This window comes from Leptolyngbya iicbica LK (assembly GCF_004212215.1).
GTDB lineage: Bacteria > Cyanobacteriota > Cyanobacteriia > Phormidesmidales > Phormidesmidaceae > Halomicronema > Halomicronema iicbica.
Window position 1 is genome coordinate 179,748 of record NZ_QVFV01000001.1, and the last position, 20,489, is coordinate 200,236.

Genomic DNA, 20,489 nt, shown 5'->3' on the forward strand with positions numbered 1-20,489 from the left:
AATTAGATTTGATCTGCTGTCCTGAAAACATCTATCCGCGACGCAGGTGATGTTAGCCAGCCGCGTCATCAATCCACAGCATGAGCCCAAAGAAAAAAGGGGGCAGCTTACGCTACCCCCTTTAATTCAACGAAACCATTTATCGGCTACGAGGCAACATCGCAATGGGATTCACCGTTCCCTGGTTGGGAATATGAATCTCAAAGTGCAAATGAGGACCAGTACTAAATCCAGTGCTACCCATCTCAGCAATTTGTTGACCTTGACGAACTTGCTGGCCAGCCCGAACAATCAGGCGACTGTTGTGAGCATAGCGAGTCATACTCCCATCAGCATGGCGAATGTCCACAAGATTGCCATAACCACCCGAATTCCAGCCGGAACTCACAACAACGCCAGGAGCTGCCGCATAAATTGGCGTCCCCACAGGACCAGCAATATCGACACCACGATGCATACGCCCCCAGCGCCAGCCATAGCCAGACGTCAGAACGCCCTGAGCTGGCCACATGTAACCATCAAACCGGTTAGGAGCCTCAGGCAAGTAAGCATCTTGCCCGGGCAACATCGGCATCTCGGGGGTGACAACGCGACCAGTCGCATTCTCCACAATGGGAGAATACACTTCAGAGCCCAACGGCGCTGCCGCTAGCAGATTATCAGCCTCAAGCTCCGCCTCAACATCTAAAGCTTCTGGCTCGGAGTTGTTGACAAACTGAGGATTCAGGGCAACTTCGTTGGCTCCCCGGGCAACCTCAGGTGCAGCAGCCAGCCTCTCTACATCACGAGCATCGCTCGCCGCCGAGAGGTCAGATGACTGCTTTAATGCCTCAGCCTGATCAGAGCGTAACTCTGTGGAAGCTGTCGCCTGAGACAACAAAGTAGCCACAAACGGATCGGCTTCAGCTTCGACTGTCGGAGAACTGCTGGCAGCCGAGTTACGACCAAGTTCAACCTTCGTCAAGTCAACAGCAGCAGCACTGGTCGGCACAACGGCAACATCAGGCAAAGCAGCCACTATCTGCTCAGAAGAATCTGCTTGATGAGGACGCAGCCCGTCAACATCCGCAACGCTAGCAAGTGTTGCCTCAGTAGCCGGAATTACAAGCTCATCCCCTGGCATCAAACGCCGGGAATCAGCAACTTGGTTCAGGGCTTGCAAATCATCAGGATCAAGTCCGTAACTGCGAGCAATCGACCAGATAGTTTCTCCAGAACCGACCCGATGAGTAAACTCATTACCGCGATCGCGGAATATCTCGGTTCTCGGGCTAACCGTAGCCTTCTGGGAACCTTCCGGTTGCTCAGCAGGAACTCCTAACTGGTCGGCAAATTCTTGTACCGACTCAACCTGAGGTTGCGCTGTCGGGAGTGAAGCAAGGGGCTTACTACTTCTCAGCAAATCTGTCTTTGACAAGCCGCTATTTTGACCCAGGGGCTCTGCATTGATAGAAGCCTCATCCAGGCCTGATGCTTCGCTTACTCCCAGCTCAGCAGCTGCGTCTAATGAACTTTCTGCCGAAGTGGCCTCAGGCAGCTCATCAACGATAGTGGCCTGCATCATCCCCGGCATCGATGCTTCTGGCAGCGCTGCCACAGTCAAGTCTGGAGTGGCTGGCGACTGCGCTGGCGTGACGGAGAGATTGAGCGACGAAACCGAGTAGGCTGGTAATTCTTGAGTATCAGTTTCATCAACAGTTGGGACTTTCAGTACCTGACCCACCTGGATTACCTGATCCTCAGCCATGCCGTTGGCGGCGCGAATGGCTTCGACGGTTAGGCCATGCTGCTCAGCAATCCCCCAAATAGTTTCACCGTCGGTAACCGTGTGAAAAATGGCGGGGGCAGCTTCGGGGCGGGCAGAGCCAAAGGATGGCAACGTATTGGAGCCACCAGCAACAGAAGGCAAAGCTGCCAGCTGCATCGAATCAGCAGCTTCGGCACTGGAGACTAACGAGCCAACTGCACCTAGTGATAATGCGAGGCTAAGAGCCGTAAAGGATGTACGCACTCTCTTACTAGCTCCAAAGACTCCTAGTTCGCCTTGTAAGGGCAACAGGGCACTTGCTTGACTCTGCGTGTCAGGCGCAAATTCCTGAGAAAAAACGGGACTCAAAGGAATAATCCTCCTCATAACCAGAGCTCGACAGTTTCAAAGGTCATCCCGAAGGCGACTCTAACTTGAATCATCTGAGGTTCAAAGACCCAGAAACTAAGGCATTCCCACTATCCTCGTGGTTAAGCAATTTAGCTTCGAGAGCTAACAATACACTGCCTATCAGATTTAAGCAAGTTTACATAATTTTTCCCGGAGATCAAGATTTTTCAATTTCCACATCGAAAGGGCTCCAAATAGGCTATGGCGATCGCGGATAAATCTTGCCATGACGGTGTTTCAAGACTGGCCAGTCAGTAAACAGTCGCGTCGCAAAGAAGACCGAAATGTCGCAAATATAGGGCGCTTGACCAATGCCAACCGCTGTCAGGGGAAATCCTGAAACCCTTGCCTCAAGGGAGATTTGAGGTTCAGGCTGACATGAGCAAATTGGCGTTCCTCCAAGTTAGCCAGCCAGCTGGCAGAGAGCGCCGCTAATTCGGTCTACGCATCTGTTTTAGTGATAGAAAATTCTTATTTCCTAATTTTGTTTTTGTAGCTGGGACAACAAAAGCACTGACTAGATTCATTTTTTTTTAGCGAAGTCGTCTGCTTTTGATTATTAGTAATTACCAGGCTGATGCGGAAATTAAATATCACCCAGCAGCGATGATAACCGCTGGGAAACCACCGAAACGAACGCTCGGAGCTAACTTTGGATGAGACCTGCCAGGTTAAACCTGCATCTGACGAAGGGCTTCAAATAGACCAATGGCGGCACTGGCCGATAAATTTAGGCTGCGCACCCCCGGTTCAGCCATGGGAATCCGAGCAGTAGTGTCGCAGGCAGCCAGAATATCCGTTGATAACCCAGCGGTTTCTTTGCCAAAGAGCAGCCAGTCATCGGGCGCGTACTCAATATCGGTGTAGCATTCAACCCCAGACTTACTAAACCCAATGAGACGTCCCGGTTGTTCGCGAGCGGCAGCGACAAACGCAGTCCAAGACGGATGTAGATGCAGATCAACATATGGCCAGTAATCTAGCCCGGCTCGTTTGAGATAGCGATCGCTCAACTCAAAGCCCAACGGCTCAACCAAATGAAGTGGAGTGCGGGTGGCGGCGCAGGTGCGAGCAATGTTGCCAGTATTGGGCGGAATTTCAGGATGAACGAGGACGACCCGGGGCATAGCTGTCTCAATTACTCAGCAGAGTTGGAGCGGATTGTAAAGGGCCAGTCGCATTAACGATACATTTTTTTAATGAATCGACCGATGCACTGGTTTTTAGGGCTTGATCACGGTTGACACGATCCCGAAAACCTTGCCTAAGCCATGCAGGGTAGGCACAGTTCTTCGGCGAGTTGCTGGTCTTGCTCGGCAGCGGCCCGAATGGCGATCGCTAAAATCTCGGGTACGGTCTGGCCCTGCTCATGGAGGGCGAGCCAGCGTTGGGCCTCATTTCCCTCCGCCAAAATCGTGCGAATCGGGGTGAGAAAACAACTGAACCCGTGCTGATGGGCGATCGGCCACAGCGTTTCATACAAATCCTGAATCCAGCGGTGAGCAGTGATGGCCCGACCATCGACCCAGTGATGCACAGTGGCATCTAGGCTGGCTTTAGCAACTGCGGCTTCATTTGCCATGGCCAGTTTGACTAAATCATCGGCACGGGTGGCGGCGGGTAGTTGACTAATTTGCAACGGGTCTAAAGAGGGGTCGGCCATCATCTGTAACAGACGCGCCTCAAGCAATGCGGTCACTGCGAGCAAATGCAACGGATTGATCACTAAATCGCAAATGCGGAGTTCCAGCCGATTCAAGCAGTAGGGACGGCGATCGCCATTGGGACGCACCGAATTCCATAGGTGACGCACATTCTGCATCGTCCCGGCAGCCAGTTGGGCTTCCATCCAATCAATATGGTGCTGATGGCTGGCAAATAGGGGGACATGGGCTGGCGTTTGGGGAAATAAGTGCCAGCGGGTTGAGTGATAGCCGGTGGCCCGATTGTCTAAAAACGGTGATGAGGCAGTTAACGCCAGGTAAAGCGGCGCTTCTAGCCGAATCAAGCGGCACGCTTGCATCAACAACTCAGTATCAGGAATGCCGATATTAATATGAATGCTCGCGGTGACGACATCGGTATGATAAGTCTGCTCAATGTAGGCGTGATAGGGGTTTTGGGGGTCAGAGCGATAAAACCGTCGGGTGTCGCCCGACGATAGGGTACTGCCCGGCACGAGGGTATAGTCGCCGAGGGTTTGCAAATAGGTGCGCAACGTTTGTCGGGGGCGCACAAGCTCACATAACAGTTGCTCGTAGCGGCTCAGCGGAGCCGTCGTGTATTCCACATTGCGGGAGTCAGGCTCGCGGACAAACCCATTGAGATTGGCCACGATGCGATCCGAGAAGCCAATGATCTCTCCGGCTGGCGTTCCCGTATAAATTTCGACTTCAAACCCTTTAGATAGCGACACGGCTATTTCTCGCTGCGACAGTCTATTCAATAGTACCGGGCAAACCTGAGTTGTCTCTAAGGAGGTGGCCGATTACGGCACGGAGTAAGCTCATTGCGAAAGGGGCGGACCTCAGATCCGACTGGTGCACTCCTAGAACCGCATGTCGCCAACCCACTTAGATGGGAATTTGTGGGAATTTAATTGAGTGTGAACAGCCGTCCCGGCTGTTTCAGAGCCAGCAAGATGCTTGACCAACAAAACTTGAGTTCGCGAGCAATCCTGATTCCTGAGGCAGCGGCCTCGCCGGACAGCCCTGCTGCTGATATCAGTTCGGGATAACAGCCATTACACATCTATATATATGCAGTCAAAATTAATCGATGCGATTTTCCTGAGTCATCACTCGTCCATATCAGCAGTCCAGTCCGGCTATTTTTGCCGATACTGGATCGTCGCTTTGCCATGGGCCTGAGATTGGGGTGTTGCAGTTTGCAGTTCGTAAAGTTCAGTCTTTACGACAGGATGAGCGAAAAAGTCTCTATCACCATTTTTTTACTGCGCGTTACTTAGAAACGCTGAAGTAACTGCTGTCGCAATGTTTGACGGTTTGTAACAGCTGCGAAGCGGGGCCGCGATCGCTCTATCACTTCCTGATACCGTGAGTGCAGTCTATTGATTGAATAGATTTTATCCTTTTCCACGGTTTATCGAAATAACTATGGTCAGTACCGTTTCTCCATCCCCCAGCGTTAAAACTGCGGTCGAAGAAAATCTACTCACCCCCCGGTTTTACACCACTGATTTTGACAAAGCAGCCCAAATGGATTTGTCAGCTGGCGAGGCCGACTTGCAAGCCATGGTGGCAGAAATGCGCGCGGACTATAACCGCTATCACTTTGTGCGTAATGAAGCCTTTGACCAGGCGTGGGATCACATTCAAGGAGAAGAGCGCCAGGCCTTTATCGATTATTTAGAGCGCTCTTGCGTATCGGAATTTTCGGGCTTTTTGCTGTTCAAAGAACTGTCGCGCAAGCTGAAAGGTCGGAATCCCCTGTTGGCAGAAATCTTTCACCTGATGGCGCGGGACGAGGCGCGGCACGCGGGCTTTATCAACAAGGCGATGGCTGATTTCAATATTTCCCTCGATCTGGCGAAGCTCACGAAGAATCGCACTTACACGTTCTTCCCCGTAGAGTGGGTCATCTATGCGGTCTACCTGTCAGAAAAAATCGGCTATTGGCGCTACATCCTCATCTTCCATCACTTAGAGCAGCAGCCCGAAAACAAGTTCTACCCCCTCTTCAACTACTTTGAGAGCTGGTGTCAGGACGAAAACCGCCACGGCGATATTTTTAAGGCACTGCTGCGATCGCAACCCCACATGTGGCAAGGCTGGAAAGCTCGGTTTTGGAGCCGCTTTTTCCTGCTGTCGGTCTTTGCCACACACTCGCTAACGGTGCATGAGCGCAGCAAATTTTACGAAATGCTCGGGCTGGACGCCACGGCCTTTGATGAGGAAGTCGTGCGACAGACTAATTTGACGGCAGCACGGGCCTTTCCGGTGATGCTGAATGTCGATCATCCGGACTTCTTTAAGCGGCTGGATCGCTGTGTGGAGCGCAATGTAAAGCTGAAGGCGATCGCGGAAAGTCACCAGCCTCAGCCCCTCAAGTTCCTTCGCAAGTTACCCCACATTGCTGGGACGGCGGGCGACCTATTATGCCTATTTATGATGAAACCGATTGATACGGAATCCCTGCGCGGCCAAGTTTGTTAAGAGAACCGCCTCCAAGTAACGTGCCCGGAGCAAGATTTCTGCAGGGGTTTGGCAATGCCCAGCCCCTGCAAGCGGGGACATTTTTTATTTTCAAGTAACTTCCTGAGCGCCTTTGCCTTGGGAATGCTCTCAACGGTTTCCCCATCGACTCAAAAGCCCCGGGACATTAGCGTTCAGGGCTCTTTTTGCGTGTCGCCATAGCCGGACAAGGCTAATTTTCGTTGACGGGGAAGCGGTTCATCCATTCGCAGGCTTGGCGGGCGTTGGTGCGCAGCGCGTCAGTAATGTGCGGCACGTGGGGAATTTGGGAGAGGAAGTCGAGGGTGCGGCGCAACACGCGCACAATGTCCCCTTCGTCCAAACTGGTGTGATCACAGAGTTCTGTCCAGTCGCTGCGATCGCTGCCCGCTTCGCGTTTTTCCTCAAAGCCTTCAGGAGCAGCCAGGTTAGCCTTTTCGCCAAACTCCACCCACCGTTCCACCAGGCCAATCAGGTCATATTCCAACCAGATGGGAAACATGACATCGTGGCGGCGCTGCTGCTGAAAGATTTCGCGACGGAGCTGGCGTAAGCCGCCGAGGGCGTTATCCACCGGGGTGGAATGATCGTAGTCGACCCATGTATCGGGGCGAGCACTTTCGGTGACCAGAGCCGCGCAAGCCGACGCGAGTTGAGCCGGAGTCAGGGCGTCAAATTCGCCGGAAGCGAGGGCCAATCCTAGCCATAACTCATTGTCGCCCCGAATGGCGGCGGCGGTTTCTCCCAGGGGGGTGGGTTGGTTATCGGCTAAACACCCGAACTCTTCTAGCACGGCCATGATGCTGACAAATTCTTGCCAATAGCGATCGCTCGACCGGGCCAGGGCCTGCTGGCGATCTCGCAGATCCGACTCTAAGCGCTGGATGCGGCGATATTGCTTGAGCGTCTTTTTGGGATTGCCATACTCGCGAGCGGGATGGGTGGCCATGCGCTCTTCCACCTCGTGGGTGCGGGCCAACTGCTCTTTCACCTCGGGGGCAATTTCTTCCAACGGCGGGGGTTGGGGCACCTGACAGGCGATCGTGGCGGTATGGGCATCGCCGGGATAGTGAGCGCCGGGTTTGTGGGGCAACCCGGCGGGCGGTTCCAAATCATCGACCGCTGCGACGCGGGTATATTCCGCATGGAGGCCGACGACATCGCCCGTAGTGACCACAAACCACTGGTTGTCTTGGCTCAGGCAAATCAAATAGGGAAACTGACCGGAGCCCGGCACTTTGGTCACAATCACGGCGGGCAGCGGAGCCGATACCGGGACGTGCTTGCCCTTCAACGAAATCGTCGTTCCCGCGACGGCAAAGGCCAGCGCTGGCCCCATGTCACCCTTTAAAACTTCGGCGGCCTGTTGCTGCAAAATTTTCAGCAGGCGCTTTTCTTCCCGCAGGCGTTCCCGCAGATTTTCAAAGTCGGCAAACACTTCTTCATCAAAGGCTTCGACCTGGGCGCGCACATGCTCGATTTCGTCCTTGAGGTCGGCGATCGCTTGCTGCTGGGGCGCGAGCTGCACATTCGCCAAATACTGCCCAAAGCTGCGCTCGACCAGGGTCCGGGCTTCTTCTAACGTGTGGCGCTGCAGCAGATTGAGCACCATGCCATAGCTGGGGGTGAATTGACTCACCAGGGGATCAGGGCCAACCGTGGCTAAATATGCCGCCTCGCGAGCGCCCTCAAACGGCGTTTCCACCGTGACGACGTGGCCCAGTTCGTCCATGCCCCGACGGCCAGCCCGCCCGGACATTTGCAAAAACTCCGACGCCATCAGCAAGCGATGACCACTGTCCGTCCGCTTGGACAAACTGGAAACCACCGTGGTGCGGGCGGGCATGTTGATCCCCGCCGCCAGCGTCTCAGTGGCAAAGACGACCTTGATCAATCCAGCTTGAAAGAGTTCTTCTACCAGCCCTTTCCAAGCGGGCAAAATCCCGGCGTGGTGGGCGGCGATGCCCCGATACAGGGGCTCTACTTGTCCAGCGCGGCCCGCATCGGGATTCCACGCCATAAATTCGTCAATCTTGAGCTTGAGTTGGGCGGCTTCGGCGTCGTTGACTAACGAGACGTTGCCCATGGCCGTGACGGCGCGATCGCACCCCCGCCGACTAAAGATGAAGTAAATCGCCGGTAACATCTCCCGCTGATGCAGTTGCCCGACCACATAGGGAATCGCCAGCGCATCTTTCTTGCTGCGCTGTTTAGGGTTTTTGCGGCGCTGCTTTAACCGGGGATTAAGGCCCGACTGTTGAGCATTGAGAAGGGGAAATAAGCCCTTGCTATGGCAATAGTGAAAGTGCAGCGGCACGGGCCGAAAATCCGAATAGATTAGCTGGGTCGGGCCATGCACCTGACTCAGCCAGTCCGTCAGTTGACCGCCATTTTCGACCGTGGCCGACAGCGCCACGATTTGCAGCTCAGGCGGACAGTAAATGATCGACTCTTCCCAAACGGTGCCCCGCTGGCGATCGTTCATGTAGTGACATTCGTCCAGCACGACGGCTTCCACATCCACCAACGAGGTGCCCACCTCGCCAATGCGGGTGCCGTAAAGCATGTTGCGAAATACTTCCGTCGTCATCACCACGATCGCCGCATCGCGGTTGATAGCAATATCCCCCGTGAGCAAGCCGACATTGTCAACGCCAAACTGTTCGCGAAAGTCCCGCAGTTTTTGATTGGAAAGCGCTTTGAGGGGCGTGGTGTAAAAGACTCGTTTGCCGCGATCGAGGGCGCGATGAATGGCATATTCGCCCACCAAGGTTTTACCGGAGCCGGTGGGGGCACACACCACGACGGATTGGCCTTCATCCAGCGCGCGAATAGCGTCTTTTTGAAAGGAATCAAGTTGAAACGGGAACAGCGTTGCCAGATTAAGCACTGGACTAGGCACACATGACGAAATTACTGGGTTCTATTCTAGTGTGTCTTCGGAATAACGCCGATCAGGGGACGATTCCGGTCGGTTTTATCGATATCGGGGGACATCAGCCGAAGGAACCTTCCCCTTGGTCGCTGGCGATCGCGCCCCCTGTCATCATCAGGATTGGGCTTAATCGGGATACCAGAACATGCCTTTGATGCCCTCGGGATCAGGCATAAAGCCCAAATTTCGATAAAAGTCCACCACATGCGGGTCAGCAAACAGCGTGACATTGCTAATGTCTTCGCTGCGGAGTTTTTTGATGAGCTGCTTCATCAACGTTTTGCCCAATCCCTTGCCTTGATAGTCAGGGTGCACCACCACATCCCAGATCGTCGCATTGAAGGCATGGTCAGAAGTCGCCCGCGAAAAGCCGATTAAGCGGCGGCGATTGCCCTGCACTTCCCACATAGTGACGACCAGAAAGCTGTGCTCGATCGCTTTCCGGACCTTCCGAATCGGCCGTCTGGCCCACCCCACGGCATCGCACAGTTCCTCTAGCTCATAGAGGTCAATGTCGCGTTCCGTACTAAAAACAATTTGTGCACCGCGATCTTGACTGGAGACCTCGGTCAGAGTTTTCGCTGATAAATCCTTGTCCCGGGGGGGCGTATCGGTCTCAGCACCAGTGAATAAACTTTTCCAGAAACCCATACAGGTTTGGACAATAAATAATAAGAGACAGTGACAGTCTACTAGACTAATATATCTGCTTAACCTTGTCTCTCACTGGTCACGAAACAACAAAGTTGCCCAATCCAGTCTGCCGGTTGCTCCTGCTGACACGGGAACCTTGAAAATAGTTCGGACAGAACGGCAAACTGAACCCTAGGTGCAGGGATAAGATATGGACACGCCTGTGTGATTGGGCGATCAGGGTTTGGCTCGAAAGTTTGACTTGACCCAAGGTAATTGAGTGTTCCCCGGTTATGGCTGCTGGTTTAAAACCATCCACAGTAGAGTTGCTGAAGCGATTTAATCGCGCTTTTCCGCAGTTCTATGAACAGTTTGTCAGCAGCGAAATTCAGCTTCAGAATTTACGCTTAGCGTATCAGCTCTACAAAACGCGCAAAGCAGTGATCGAACTCAAGCCCGAAGGCAACCGGAGCGCCCTGCATTTCGCTTACCGCAATCAATCGTTTTTGCTCAGCGATATTTTTGGGGTCCTGGCGGCCTACGGCTTAACCATCCACAACCTCAGCCTTTACGGGCAGATCTATCCGCCCATGCTGGTGTTTATCAAGCTGGTGGTATCGCGAGGGGGCAAAGCCTTACCGACCAAGACGGCAGATAACGTGTGTCGAGCTGTGCGAGAGGCATTAGCCGGGCATTTTGAAGTGGAAGAAATGCTAACGGTCGAGTTCAACCTGGATCAAGGGTTGGAGCAAGTCGAAACGGAATTTTATGTAGATCCGGTCTTTCATTTACCCGCGATCTTGATTGAGGCCGACAACCAGCCGGGGCTGTTTTACAAAGTGATGTACGCCATCTGGCAGGAAGATTTGCTGGTGGTGAATGCCAACTTGTTAGTGTGGCGGGGGCGGACCCGGTTGATTTTGTACTTACTGGGGCCGAATGAGAGTCTGATTCCTGAGTATCTGGGGCATAAGATTGCCGAAGGGATGCGATATCGCCTCTTGACGGGTACCAAGTGATTCTGGCCGATCGCGATCGCGCCACCACTGGTTTCGCCGTCAGGATATGATGGATTTATGACTTATGCGAATGTCTTTGGTGTCCCCCACGCTTATCGCCTGACGGCACCGGCAAATCCGCCATCCGCGACGCTGGTATTTATTCATGGCTGGCTCTTGAGTCAATGCTATTGGCAACCGGTCATTGAGCAACTGGCGGCAGACTTTCAATGTTTAAGTTACGACCTTAGAGGCTTTGGGGCATCGAACCAGGCCGTGGACGAGCGATCGCACCCGACGCTGCCTTCTCGCCACTCGTCATCACCTCATCCCTACAGCCTCGAAGCCTATGCCGAAGACTTAGGCGAGTTACTCAACCAATTAGAGCTGACGTCTCCAGTTTGGTTGGTCGGGCACTCTTTGGGCGGCAGCATTGCCTTATGGGCGGCCAAGTTATTTCCTCAGCAAATTCAGGGCGTGATTTGTGTCAATGCGGGCGGCGGCGTGTATTTGCCCGATGAGTTTGCACAATTTCGTCAAGCGGGCAAACAAATTGTCCGGTGGCGCCCCGCTTGGTTGCGACATTTGCCCCTGATCAATTGGGCGTTTACTCGCATGATGGTGCAGCAACCGCTCATGCTGAACTGGGGGCAGCAGCGAGTGGCTGATTTGCTCGCGGCGCAGGCCACAGCCGCTACGGGCGTGCTGCTGGAATCGACGACCGAGGCTGAAGTGCATCGGTTGCCGCAAGTCGTTGCGAACCTGCAACAGCCTGCCTACTTTATTGCGGGGGCTGACGACACCGTGATGGAAGTCAAATACGTCAATCATTTGGCCAGCTTTCATCCCCTGTTTGAAAGCGTTGAGGGCAACGTCAAAATTTTGCCGGATTGTGGCCATATGGCGATGGTTGAACAACCCGAGGCCCTGACCGAGACCATTCAAAAGTTAGTTACGATCGCGCCAGTTTCTTCGCCAGTACGCGACTCTGCGCTGAAATAGGCGATCCACTGATATCGCCTCGGTTTCACAAAAAAATTGGCGCGATCGCGAAAATTGCTTGACAGAGATGGGTTAAAAACTGCTAGATTATTTAAGCCTACTCAATGGGGTGTCGCCAAGTGGTAAGGCAGCGGGTTTTGGTCCCGCCATTCCTAGGTTCGAATCCTAGCACCCCAGTTTTGTTTGAATATGTCTTGTCCACAGCAATCTGAAGCCAAGCAAGCCCTGCTGACTGTATTGGCTGAACATCATGGTGATGCTAAGGCAGCGCCAGTGCAGCAAGCGATCGCTCGACTGGTTGAGCTTAGTGACAGCTCAGCACCAGCCTATGCGCCCGAGTTGCCGGGGTGCTGGCAACTCGTGAGTGCGCCTAACTTTCCCGATGGCCAGCAAACCGCCGCTGGAGCTTGGCAATATACCTTGGGGCGACTGGCATTTAACATGTTTCAACCCCAAACCTTGTCGGTGCAGCTAACCCAGGTCTGGCAAGACATTCAGCCCCTAGCGGCGGAGCATCACTACACACACAACATCGTGGTGCATTTTCAGACGGTGCGACCAGGGTTGCCCACCGTTCATGGCATTGTGCGCAATTTGGGGGTGTGCCAGCCCGCTGACGACACGGCCCTGCAAGTCCAGTTTACTGGGGGCGTTTTGGAACCTGCGCCAGAGACCGATATGTCCGCCTGGCAACAAGTCTTTCAGTCAGTGGTCCCTGCCTCAATTAGTTGGCGTGATCGCCTGCAAAGACTGGTCCTCAAGCTCATTTTTGGTTTGGGCGCACCTCAAGCAATTGATCCCCAAACGGGGCGAGCCGAATTTCCGATGCCGCGATCGCCCAAAGGACGGCTCAACATTCTCTATCTCGATGACACGTTGCGCATCATGCAGAGTCAAAAGGAACAAACCTGGATGGTTTGCGAACGGGTTGCCACCGATCAATAAATCCTGGCCTGGTGCAAACGCGCCACTTTGCCGATACCGCAGACACGGGCTCCACAAAGCCAGCACCAGCCAATCCTCCCAATGCGCCTACCAAGGCTGCCCCCTTGCTCCCCCGCTCCCCTGTGGCTTCAAGGATCTGTAGCGCTCTTGAAGATAACCAGGATTAGGCGACTGTCACCTGAACGGAAGGCAGCGATATGGGAACGCTAGACCTACTATCACCATGGGTCAGGGTGTCATGTTATCGAGAATCTGGAGTGCCGCGATCGTCGGCATCGACGCCATCAAAGTCGGGGTCGAAGTTGACTTGTCAGGGGGCTTGCCCACGATGGTGGTGGTGGGATTGCCCGATACCGCTGTGCAAGAATCGCGCGAACGCTGCCGGGCGGCCCTAAAGAATTCAGGCTTTCCGTTTCCCATGCGGAAAATCGTGATTAACCTGACCCCAGCCGACCTGCGCAAAGAAGGCCCCAGCTTTGACTTACCGATCAGTGTGGGGATTCTCGCCGCGACTGAACAGGTGAAGCCTGACTTGTTGGATGATTTCCTCTTCATGGGCGAGTTGTCGCTGGATGGGACGTTGCGTCCCGTGGCGGGGGTATTAGCGATCGCCGCTGCCGCTAAATCCCTGGGCATCAAAGGCGTGGTGGTACCGGCGGATAATGCTCGCGAGGCTGCCGTCGTGCCCGGCCTTGAGGTCTACGGCTTCAAGCATTTGAGCGAAATGGCCGACTTCTTGAACCAACCGGAGCAACACTTACCCTTCCAACTCGACGGCCAGGCAGAACTCGCGAACGCCCACAAAAATCAGCTCGACTTGCGTGATGTCAAAGGTCAAGCTCAAGCCCGTCGTGCCCTCGAAATTGCCGCAGCCGGTGGTCATAACCTCATCTTCGTCGGGCCGCCTGGCAGCGGCAAAACCATGCTGGCCCGCCGCCTGCCCAGCATTTTGCCACCGCTCTCGTTTGAAGAAGCGCTGGAAGTGACCCAAATCCATTCCGTGGCGGGGCTGTTGAAGGAAAAGGGAAGTCTGGTCACCAGTCGACCGTTTCGCAGTCCGCATCACTCGGCGTCAGGCCCGTCTCTCGTCGGAGGCGGCAGTTTTCCCAAGCCGGGGGAAATCTCGTTGGCCCACCGTGGGGTACTGTTTTTGGACGAGATGACTGAATTTAAACGGGATGTGCTGGAATTTCTTAGGCAGCCTTTAGAAGACGGATTCGTTACCATTACCCGCACTCGCCAATCGGTCGAGTTTCCAGCCCAGTTTACGCTAATTTCCAGCACGAATCCGTGCCCGTGTGGTTACTATGGCGACCCGGTGCAGCCCTGTACCTGTAGTCCCCGCAGTCGCGAACAGTATTGGGCACGGTTGTCTGGCCCGTTGATGGATCGGATTGACTTGCAGGTGGTGGTAGGGCGACTGAAGCCCGAAGAGATGACCCGCATCAGTGAGGGCGAATCGTCGGAACAGGTGCGAGTTCGGGTGGAGCAAGCCCGCGATCGCGCCCACACCCGTTTTCAGTCCGAACCATCGCTACAGTGCAATGCCGATATGCAAAGCCGCCATTTGCGACACTGGTGTCCGCTCGATACGACGACCCAGAGCTTATTGGAAAATGCCGTGCGCAAGTTAGGGCTATCCGCTCGCGCGACCGATCGCATTCTCAAGGTGGCTCGCACCATTGCCGATCTGGATAATGCGGACAGCTTGCAGGCCCAACACGTCGCGGAAGCGATTCAATACCGCACCATCGATCGCATGCAGTAAGTCACGGCAAGCCCGCCTGAGCCTCGTTGGCTATGCCCTTGGTGAAATGCCTGTTGGTCCCGCCAATCGTCAGACCTGAAGCTTTGTGTCAGGCAGCGGTGTCTCTTCCCCCAAGCGCCTATGTTTTAAAAATGTCGGCCCGTCACGATCCACAGCGGTCACCGACTGTCATCGGGTCATTGAGGGATGGAAATACTATGGTCACGGTCTATTTCGGCACCAACCGCAACCTGAGTCCGAACGCTGAGGGGATTGATTTTGGCGATCGCTTTTCAGAAACCGACTTAGGGGACTTGCGGTTTGGTCAGGCGGAGGTGATTGACGGCACCCTCGATTCCAGCCGCATTCAACTGCTGCCGGATACGAAAGCGGAAGGCTCGATGAAGCTGTTCCAAGATCTGCAACAGACAATGCGATCGCAGTCGCTCGATTCCATTCTGCTAATTCATGGCTTTAACGTGACGTTTAAGGGGGCTTTAGAAGGGGCCGCCAATTTCAAAACGCGGCTGGCGGCCTTGTCAGACAACCAATACACCCCTAACGTATTCGTGTTTTCCTGGCCCTCCAATGGCGAACTGTTTGATTACAAGGACGATCGCCACGACGCCCAGGCCTCTGGCTACGCCTTTGCCCGGGGATTGAAAAAGTTGACGGAGTTTTTGCGCGATCCCAGCTCTGGGGAACCCTGCCAGCAACGGGTCAACCTCGTGGCTCACAGCATGGGCAACTACGTCTTGCGCCACGCCCTACAAGAGACACAAAAGCTCAGCGGCAATCGTATCTTGCCGCGATTATTTGACAACATTATCTTGACCGCCGCCGACGAAGATAACGATGCGTTTGAGCACGATTACAAATTTGCGCGGCTGCCTGAGTTGGGCAAACAAGTGACCGTCTATTTCAACACCGAAGATCAGGCGCTCACGGTGAGTGATGTGACCAAGGGCAATCCTGATCGGTTAGGGCAAAGTGGACCGCGCTATCCCCGGCAACTGCCCTATAAGGTAGCTGTGGTGGACGTGAGTGACCTGGTCTCGATCTTGAGAGAGCACTCTTATCACGTGACGAATGATCAGGTGGTGCGAGATGTCATCGCCGTCTTGCAAGGGCAAAGTCCTGACAACTTGACTGCGCGCCGTTACATTGAGCACGCCAACAAGTTCAAGTTGAGCCGATAGCGCCCCCATACAGGCCGGATGGATAGCCAAATACAACCGGGGAGCGGAGGGGTAACTGACGAGCCGAGATCGCGCTCCTAAAATTGGCAGTTTGCCGCTGGGTCGATTGCCGCTTTGGCTTTGTAGTGAGCCTTCTCACAAACAAATCAAGAAGGCGATGGCCAAAAAAGCAAATGTTAAAACAGCGGAGTCGCGGAATAAGTTTCTGACAAGGGGATACAGCGTCAGGGAATAAGGTAAAACCGAAGTGCGTTTCATGATGCCTCCTCTCCAAATGCCGGGGGGCATGGAGTGATGCAACTTTGCGTTGCATCGGCCTACTCTCTGGTCAAGATTCACAGCCAACAGCGGTGAACAGCGGTTGCCGAAATAGCCCAATGGGTGGTTGTAGCGATGAGGCCAGATGCAAAGTTGATTGCTGACATCCCGATTTTAAGGGGCTGCCACCGTAGATTTACCTGCCGTGAAATAGTATTCACCAGGTGTCGCCAAACGAGACAAAACGTGGCAAAAGTTCATCTGCCTCTGACTTTTCTCATAAAGTCTTTGCGCAGTATGAATGCCTGGGCCATGAAGTGATCTAGCGTTGCGCAGATCGCTCCGTTCATTGATTTGACGGAAAAACGAGGGGCTTAGGTTAGGAAGCAGGATTTTTCAAATCCAACCCAAGTTTTGTTGAGCAAGCATCTTGCTGGCCCCAGGACAGCCGTCTCGGCTGTCCACACTTCGATTCAATGCCCATACTTTAAACTTTTGGGCTCTCGGCACCTGACTGCAGATTGCTATACGCCCCATTACACAGTCTGGCCGCAACCCTTATTCCAGTTGTGATGGTTGATCATCGCGGCTCGTCACCCCCGCCGGTTGGCGCGGAGTCTCTACCTGAGTGGCGGATTCGGAGGCATGCGTGGCCCGGTCGCCGGTAGTCGAGGTGTGATGACCGTTCGCATGAGCGGCAATAGCGGAGTCAGGGTCGGACTCATCAGCGGCTGGAGTTTGTGCGGTTTGAGTTTTCTTAGAAAAGCCCCAGGCAAAGACGCCGGCGATTAGCAAAATCATCAGCCATTGCGGAGGCACCCAGCTGTCATTAGCAACGCGCAGCAGTAATCGCAAGCCTACAAACGCGACGGTGATAAACCCCGCATCTTCAAGATGTTCGTATTCGTCGAGCCAGCGGATGAAGAGCTGCGCCATAAAGCGCAAGGTGAGGATGCCGATGCTGCCCCCCAGCAACACCACCCAAACATCGCGGGAGAGGGCGATCGCAGTCGTCACACTATCTAGAGAAAACGCCAGATCCGTTAACGCAATCGTTGGAATCGCTTGCCAGACGGAGGCAAACCGAGGGCCATGGTGATGATGTTGCTCGTCTTCTGTCGACGTGAAATGCTGATAAACCAACCACAGTAGATAAGCGGCCCCCGCCACTTCAAATTGCCAAAATCGCAGCACCCAAGACGCGGTCAAGATCAGTAGCATCCGGAGTACGAATGCGGCCACCAGCCCAACATTCAACGCCCGCTGCTGTTGCTTTTCTGACTCTAGTCCCTGCGCGATCGCGGCCAGGGCGATCGCATTATCCGCCGACAACACGGCCTCCAGCGCAATCAACACCGGCAGCAGCAACAAGGTGTCAATGCCAAAATTAGTAGATATATCGAGTAAACGATCCAGCATTCTCAAATAATGATTTTAGAAATGGGTAAGCCTGAGACCAAAGTCGCTGCCGGAGCCATCGCAGACTGCGATCAGCTGCTCTCGCTGATGAGCGTTAGGGATCAAGTCTAGATGTGGCCTTTACCAGCATAAAACATCTACTGAACGGGCGTGGCAGATCATAGGGTATCAACCCTGGGCTAGTGACTTGATCGGTCAACCGCAAAAATCAGGAAGTTTAATTTTGGGGTCGAAGACTGTGGTGTGGGGACTGCCCGATCTGAAGCGGCTGCGCTATCAATGGAGATACTTGGGAAGGTGAGCCGCGATCGCGCGATCGGACAGATGCACGGCAGTCGTATTTGGACGGTAGGGACGGGGCTAGTAATTAGGAGCGCATGGGCATTGCCTGTGGTGGTCATCCTGTTCGGCAATGGCAATTGATGGGAAAGTCGGAGTTGATGACTGAGCAGTGGCTAAACGAACGATACAAGGTGCTGCATCCCTTGGGGCAGGGGGGCTTTGCCCAAACCTATCTGGCGGTTGATGAGCAGCGATCGCAGATGCGCTGCGTGATCAAGCACCTCATGCCAACCGACACCTCAACCCAGTTTTTGGCCACTGCCAGACGATTGTTTCAATCAGAAGTGCAAGTCATGCGACGGCTGGGGAAGCATCCGGCGATTCCCACGTTGCTAGATGCCTTTGAGGTCGAGGGCGAGTTTTATTTGGTGCAGGAGTTTGTGGATGGCGAGGCGCTGAGCGAGCGGTTTCAGCAGCAGGGGCGCTTCAGTGAGGCCGAGGCCGTGCAGTTATTGACGGCGGTGTTGCAAATTTTGGTCTTCATTCACCAAGCACAGGTGGTGCATCGCGATATTAAGCCCAGCAACTTGATGCGCCGCCGCGCCGATGGGCAATACGTCTTGATCGACTTTGGTGCGGTGAAGGAAATCACGACAGAATTAAGCACCACCCCCAGCGAAAAGTTCACCGTGAGTATTGGCACCCAGGGCTATGCTGCGCCCGAACAAATGGCGGGACGGCCTCGCTACAGCAGCGATCTGTATTCGTTGGGGATGACGGTGATTCGCGGGTTAACCGGGCGATCGCCGACGGAATTACCGGAAAATCCCGTCACGGGTGAACTGCAATGGACTGACAGCGCCCCCACCGTCCATGAAGGGTTAAGGGTGTTCTTAAATCGGTTGACCCACGTCTCGATTTATCAACGTTATCCCTCGGCTGCCGCCGCTTTAGCGGATCTGGCCCATTATCAGACGTTAGCGATCCCCTCGGCAACGGCAATAGCGCCGACAGAATTGTCACCATCGGACTCGCCGCCAGGGGGGTGGCAAGTGCAGGCGGGGCGACAGGCGATCGCGGCGGTGCTGATTGGGGCGATCGTTCTGCTGATTCGCCAACTGGGGGGTTGGGTACCCATCGAACTGTGGCTGCACGACCAGTGGGTGCAGCGCCAACCGCTGCCACCTGTGGACGATCGCCTGTTGGTGGTCGAAATCACCGAAGCCGATTTGATGCAGCTACAACAACCGACGCCGAGTGATGCCGTCTTAGCTGAACTCATCACCACGCTACAAACCTATGATCCCGCCGTGATTGGGCTGGATTTGTATCGCGACATTCCCCAAGGTGACGGCCACGAACAACTGCTCGCGGCGCTAACTGCCGATAATGTGGTGGCGATTCGCCAGTTGGGCAGCAGTCGGTCAGAACAAATTCCCGCCCCGCGCGGGGTGCCCCCCGACCGAGTCGGCTTCAATGACTTTCCGGTGGATGCCGATGGGGTGGTGCGCCGCAGTCTCATTTACGCAACCGTGGATGATCGCCCCGACACCGAAATCTTTTATTCATTAGCGTTGCGGTTGTCCCTCGCCTACCTGCAGCCACGGGGCATTGTGCCTCGGGCCAGTGACGTGAATGCTGAGTATCTGGCGCTCAACGAGGCCACTTTTGTGCCACTCACCCCCAACTTTGGCGGCTATCGCCAGCTCGATGCCGCCGGTTATCAGCTCTTGCTGCAATATCGGGGCGCGCGCGATACCATCCCCACAATCACCTTGGGAGAAATGTTGGATGGCCAGTTTCAGGCGGAGATGATTCGCGATCGCGTCATCCTCATCGGAACGACAGCCGCTTCGGCCAAAGACTTCTTTCTGACCCCTTACAGTGCCACGGCTGAAACCGACTTTTTAATGTCTGGCGTCATGCTCCACGCCCATGCAACGAGCCAAATTTTGTCGGCGGCGCTCGATGCGCAACCGCTGCCGTGGGCCGTACCAGAAGCGGTTGAGCTGTTGTGGATTATGGTGGGCGCAACGGGCGGGGTAATATTGGGGCGTCAGGGTCAGCGTCTACGAGTCTTAGGATTAGGTTTAGGGGTCGGTGGTGTCGTGTTGCTTGCGGTACCTGCAGCCGTCGCGACTCAAGCCGGCTGGCTACCCGTGGTGCCTGCGGTCATGACGTTTGCCGGGAGCGCGATCGCGGCAGCACTGATTCAAAACTACACCGCAGATAAACGTTCGTCGGCTGCTTTGTGGGCTGACGTCGGGTTCCCAAGAGACTAATATTACTTGATATGTCTCACTCGGACGCAAGGCGAGTCTTGAGACAAGCTCGAAGTCAACCTATCCATGGGTCGCAAGATGGCCTCCAAAATTTACGCCGTCGCTAATTTTGGCACAGTGCGCTTGTACGTCGGTGAGGTGAAACACCTCAAAACACGCTGGCCCAAAATGCTAGAGCAACTAGAGCAGGGCAAATTTCCAGAGCCGACCATTCAGGCTGAATGGGCCAAGCATCGAGGAGATCGCCGCTTCACCTTTCACACGCCCCAAGAAATCAACACGGACCCGCAGCTGCGCGGTCGCAAGCTCTTTGCCAAAGATATTAACAAAGCCCGCCAACCGGAAGCCTGAGACGATGTTTTGTCGGGCAGGCATCTTGCCTGCTTCGGGACAGCCGAGACGGCTGTCCACACTTAGATTAAATTCCCATGCTTGAAA

Annotated in this window: 15 protein-coding genes and 1 tRNA gene; 9 read left to right on the forward strand and 7 right to left on the reverse strand. The window is 54.5% G+C overall.

Going from position 1 to position 20,489, the window contains the following annotated elements; all coding sequences use genetic code 11:
* Positions 1–139: 139 nt before the first annotated feature.
* The 3 genes from DYY88_RS00740 to gshA all read right to left on the reverse strand — a co-directional run bounded on the left by DYY88_RS00740 (position 140) and on the right by gshA (position 4,574).
* Positions 140–1,909, reverse strand: a complete 1,770-nt coding sequence (locus tag DYY88_RS00740) for a peptidoglycan DD-metalloendopeptidase family protein (RefSeq protein WP_207223280.1) — start codon at positions 1,907–1,909, stop codon at positions 140–142.
* Between the two features lie 920 nt (positions 1,910–2,829).
* Positions 2,830–3,285: a tRNA (cytidine(34)-2'-O)-methyltransferase gene (locus DYY88_RS00745; protein ID WP_039724739.1), complete on the reverse strand. Its 456-nt coding sequence runs from the start codon at positions 3,283–3,285 to the stop codon at positions 2,830–2,832.
* A 137-nt stretch (positions 3,286–3,422) separates the two neighbouring features.
* Complete coding sequence (gene gshA / locus DYY88_RS00750) at positions 3,423–4,574, reverse strand: glutamate--cysteine ligase (protein ID WP_039724738.1); 1,152 nt, start codon at positions 4,572–4,574, stop codon at positions 3,423–3,425.
* A 700-nt stretch (positions 4,575–5,274) separates the two neighbouring features.
* Here gshA and acsF point away from each other — a divergent pair.
* Positions 5,275–6,333, forward strand: coding sequence for a magnesium-protoporphyrin IX monomethyl ester (oxidative) cyclase (acsF, locus tag DYY88_RS00755; protein WP_039724737.1), 1,059 nt, complete (start codon positions 5,275–5,277; stop codon positions 6,331–6,333).
* Between the two features lie 211 nt (positions 6,334–6,544).
* Here acsF and DYY88_RS00760 read toward each other — a convergent pair whose 3' ends face one another.
* A complete protein-coding gene (locus DYY88_RS00760; protein ID WP_242517557.1) occupies positions 6,545–9,253 on the reverse strand; it encodes a DEAD/DEAH box helicase in 2,709 nt (902 codons plus the stop codon).
* Between the two features lie 159 nt (positions 9,254–9,412).
* The gene (locus DYY88_RS00765) at positions 9,413–9,937 is read right to left on the reverse strand and encodes a GNAT family N-acetyltransferase (protein ID WP_039724734.1); all 525 of its coding nucleotides are present in this window, start codon (positions 9,935–9,937) and stop codon (positions 9,413–9,415) included.
* 275 nt (positions 9,938–10,212) lie between these two features.
* Between DYY88_RS00765 and DYY88_RS00770 the strand changes: the two genes are divergently transcribed.
* From DYY88_RS00770 to DYY88_RS00795, 6 genes are all read left to right on the forward strand, one after another.
* The gene (locus DYY88_RS00770) at positions 10,213–10,938 is read left to right on the forward strand and encodes a hypothetical protein (protein ID WP_039724732.1); all 726 of its coding nucleotides are present in this window, start codon (positions 10,213–10,215) and stop codon (positions 10,936–10,938) included.
* 57 nt (positions 10,939–10,995) lie between these two features.
* The gene (locus tag DYY88_RS00775) at positions 10,996–11,919 is read left to right on the forward strand and encodes an alpha/beta fold hydrolase (protein WP_044150264.1); all 924 of its coding nucleotides are present in this window, start codon (positions 10,996–10,998) and stop codon (positions 11,917–11,919) included.
* Between the two features lie 105 nt (positions 11,920–12,024).
* Positions 12,025–12,096, forward strand: a tRNA-Gln gene (locus tag DYY88_RS00780).
* A gap of 12 nt (positions 12,097–12,108) precedes the next feature.
* On the forward strand, positions 12,109–12,864 hold the full coding sequence (locus tag DYY88_RS00785; RefSeq protein WP_039724992.1) for a PAP/fibrillin family protein: 756 nt from the start codon (positions 12,109–12,111) through the stop codon (positions 12,862–12,864).
* A 238-nt stretch (positions 12,865–13,102) separates the two neighbouring features.
* Positions 13,103–14,632, forward strand: a complete 1,530-nt coding sequence (locus DYY88_RS00790; RefSeq protein WP_039724990.1) for a YifB family Mg chelatase-like AAA ATPase — start codon at positions 13,103–13,105, stop codon at positions 14,630–14,632.
* A gap of 197 nt (positions 14,633–14,829) precedes the next feature.
* Complete coding sequence (locus tag DYY88_RS00795; RefSeq protein WP_039724731.1) at positions 14,830–15,810, forward strand: alpha/beta hydrolase; 981 nt, start codon at positions 14,830–14,832, stop codon at positions 15,808–15,810.
* A gap of 135 nt (positions 15,811–15,945) precedes the next feature.
* On the opposite strand, the gene DYY88_RS24810 is transcribed toward DYY88_RS00795, so the two are convergent.
* Together DYY88_RS24810 and DYY88_RS00800 are read right to left on the reverse strand one after the other, a co-directional pair.
* Positions 15,946–16,068 carry a hypothetical protein gene (locus tag DYY88_RS24810; RefSeq protein ID WP_302849218.1) on the reverse strand — a complete coding sequence of 41 codons (123 nt, stop codon included), beginning with the start codon at positions 16,066–16,068 and terminating at the stop codon, positions 15,946–15,948.
* Between the two features lie 558 nt (positions 16,069–16,626).
* Entirely contained in the window at positions 16,627–17,487 is an 861-nt protein-coding gene (locus DYY88_RS00800; RefSeq protein ID WP_044150269.1) for a TerC family protein, read from the reverse strand.
* Positions 17,488–17,864: 377 nt separating this feature from the next.
* On the opposite strand from DYY88_RS00800, the gene DYY88_RS00805 reads away from it, so the two are divergent.
* Both DYY88_RS00805 and DYY88_RS00810 read left to right on the forward strand, forming a co-directional pair.
* Entirely contained in the window at positions 17,865–20,051 is a 2,187-nt protein-coding gene (locus tag DYY88_RS00805; protein ID WP_084606899.1) for a CHASE2 domain-containing protein, read from the forward strand.
* Between the two features lie 78 nt (positions 20,052–20,129).
* Positions 20,130–20,402, forward strand: coding sequence for a GIY-YIG nuclease family protein (locus DYY88_RS00810; RefSeq protein ID WP_039724986.1), 273 nt, complete (start codon positions 20,130–20,132; stop codon positions 20,400–20,402).
* The last annotated feature ends 87 nt before the right edge of the window (positions 20,403–20,489 follow it).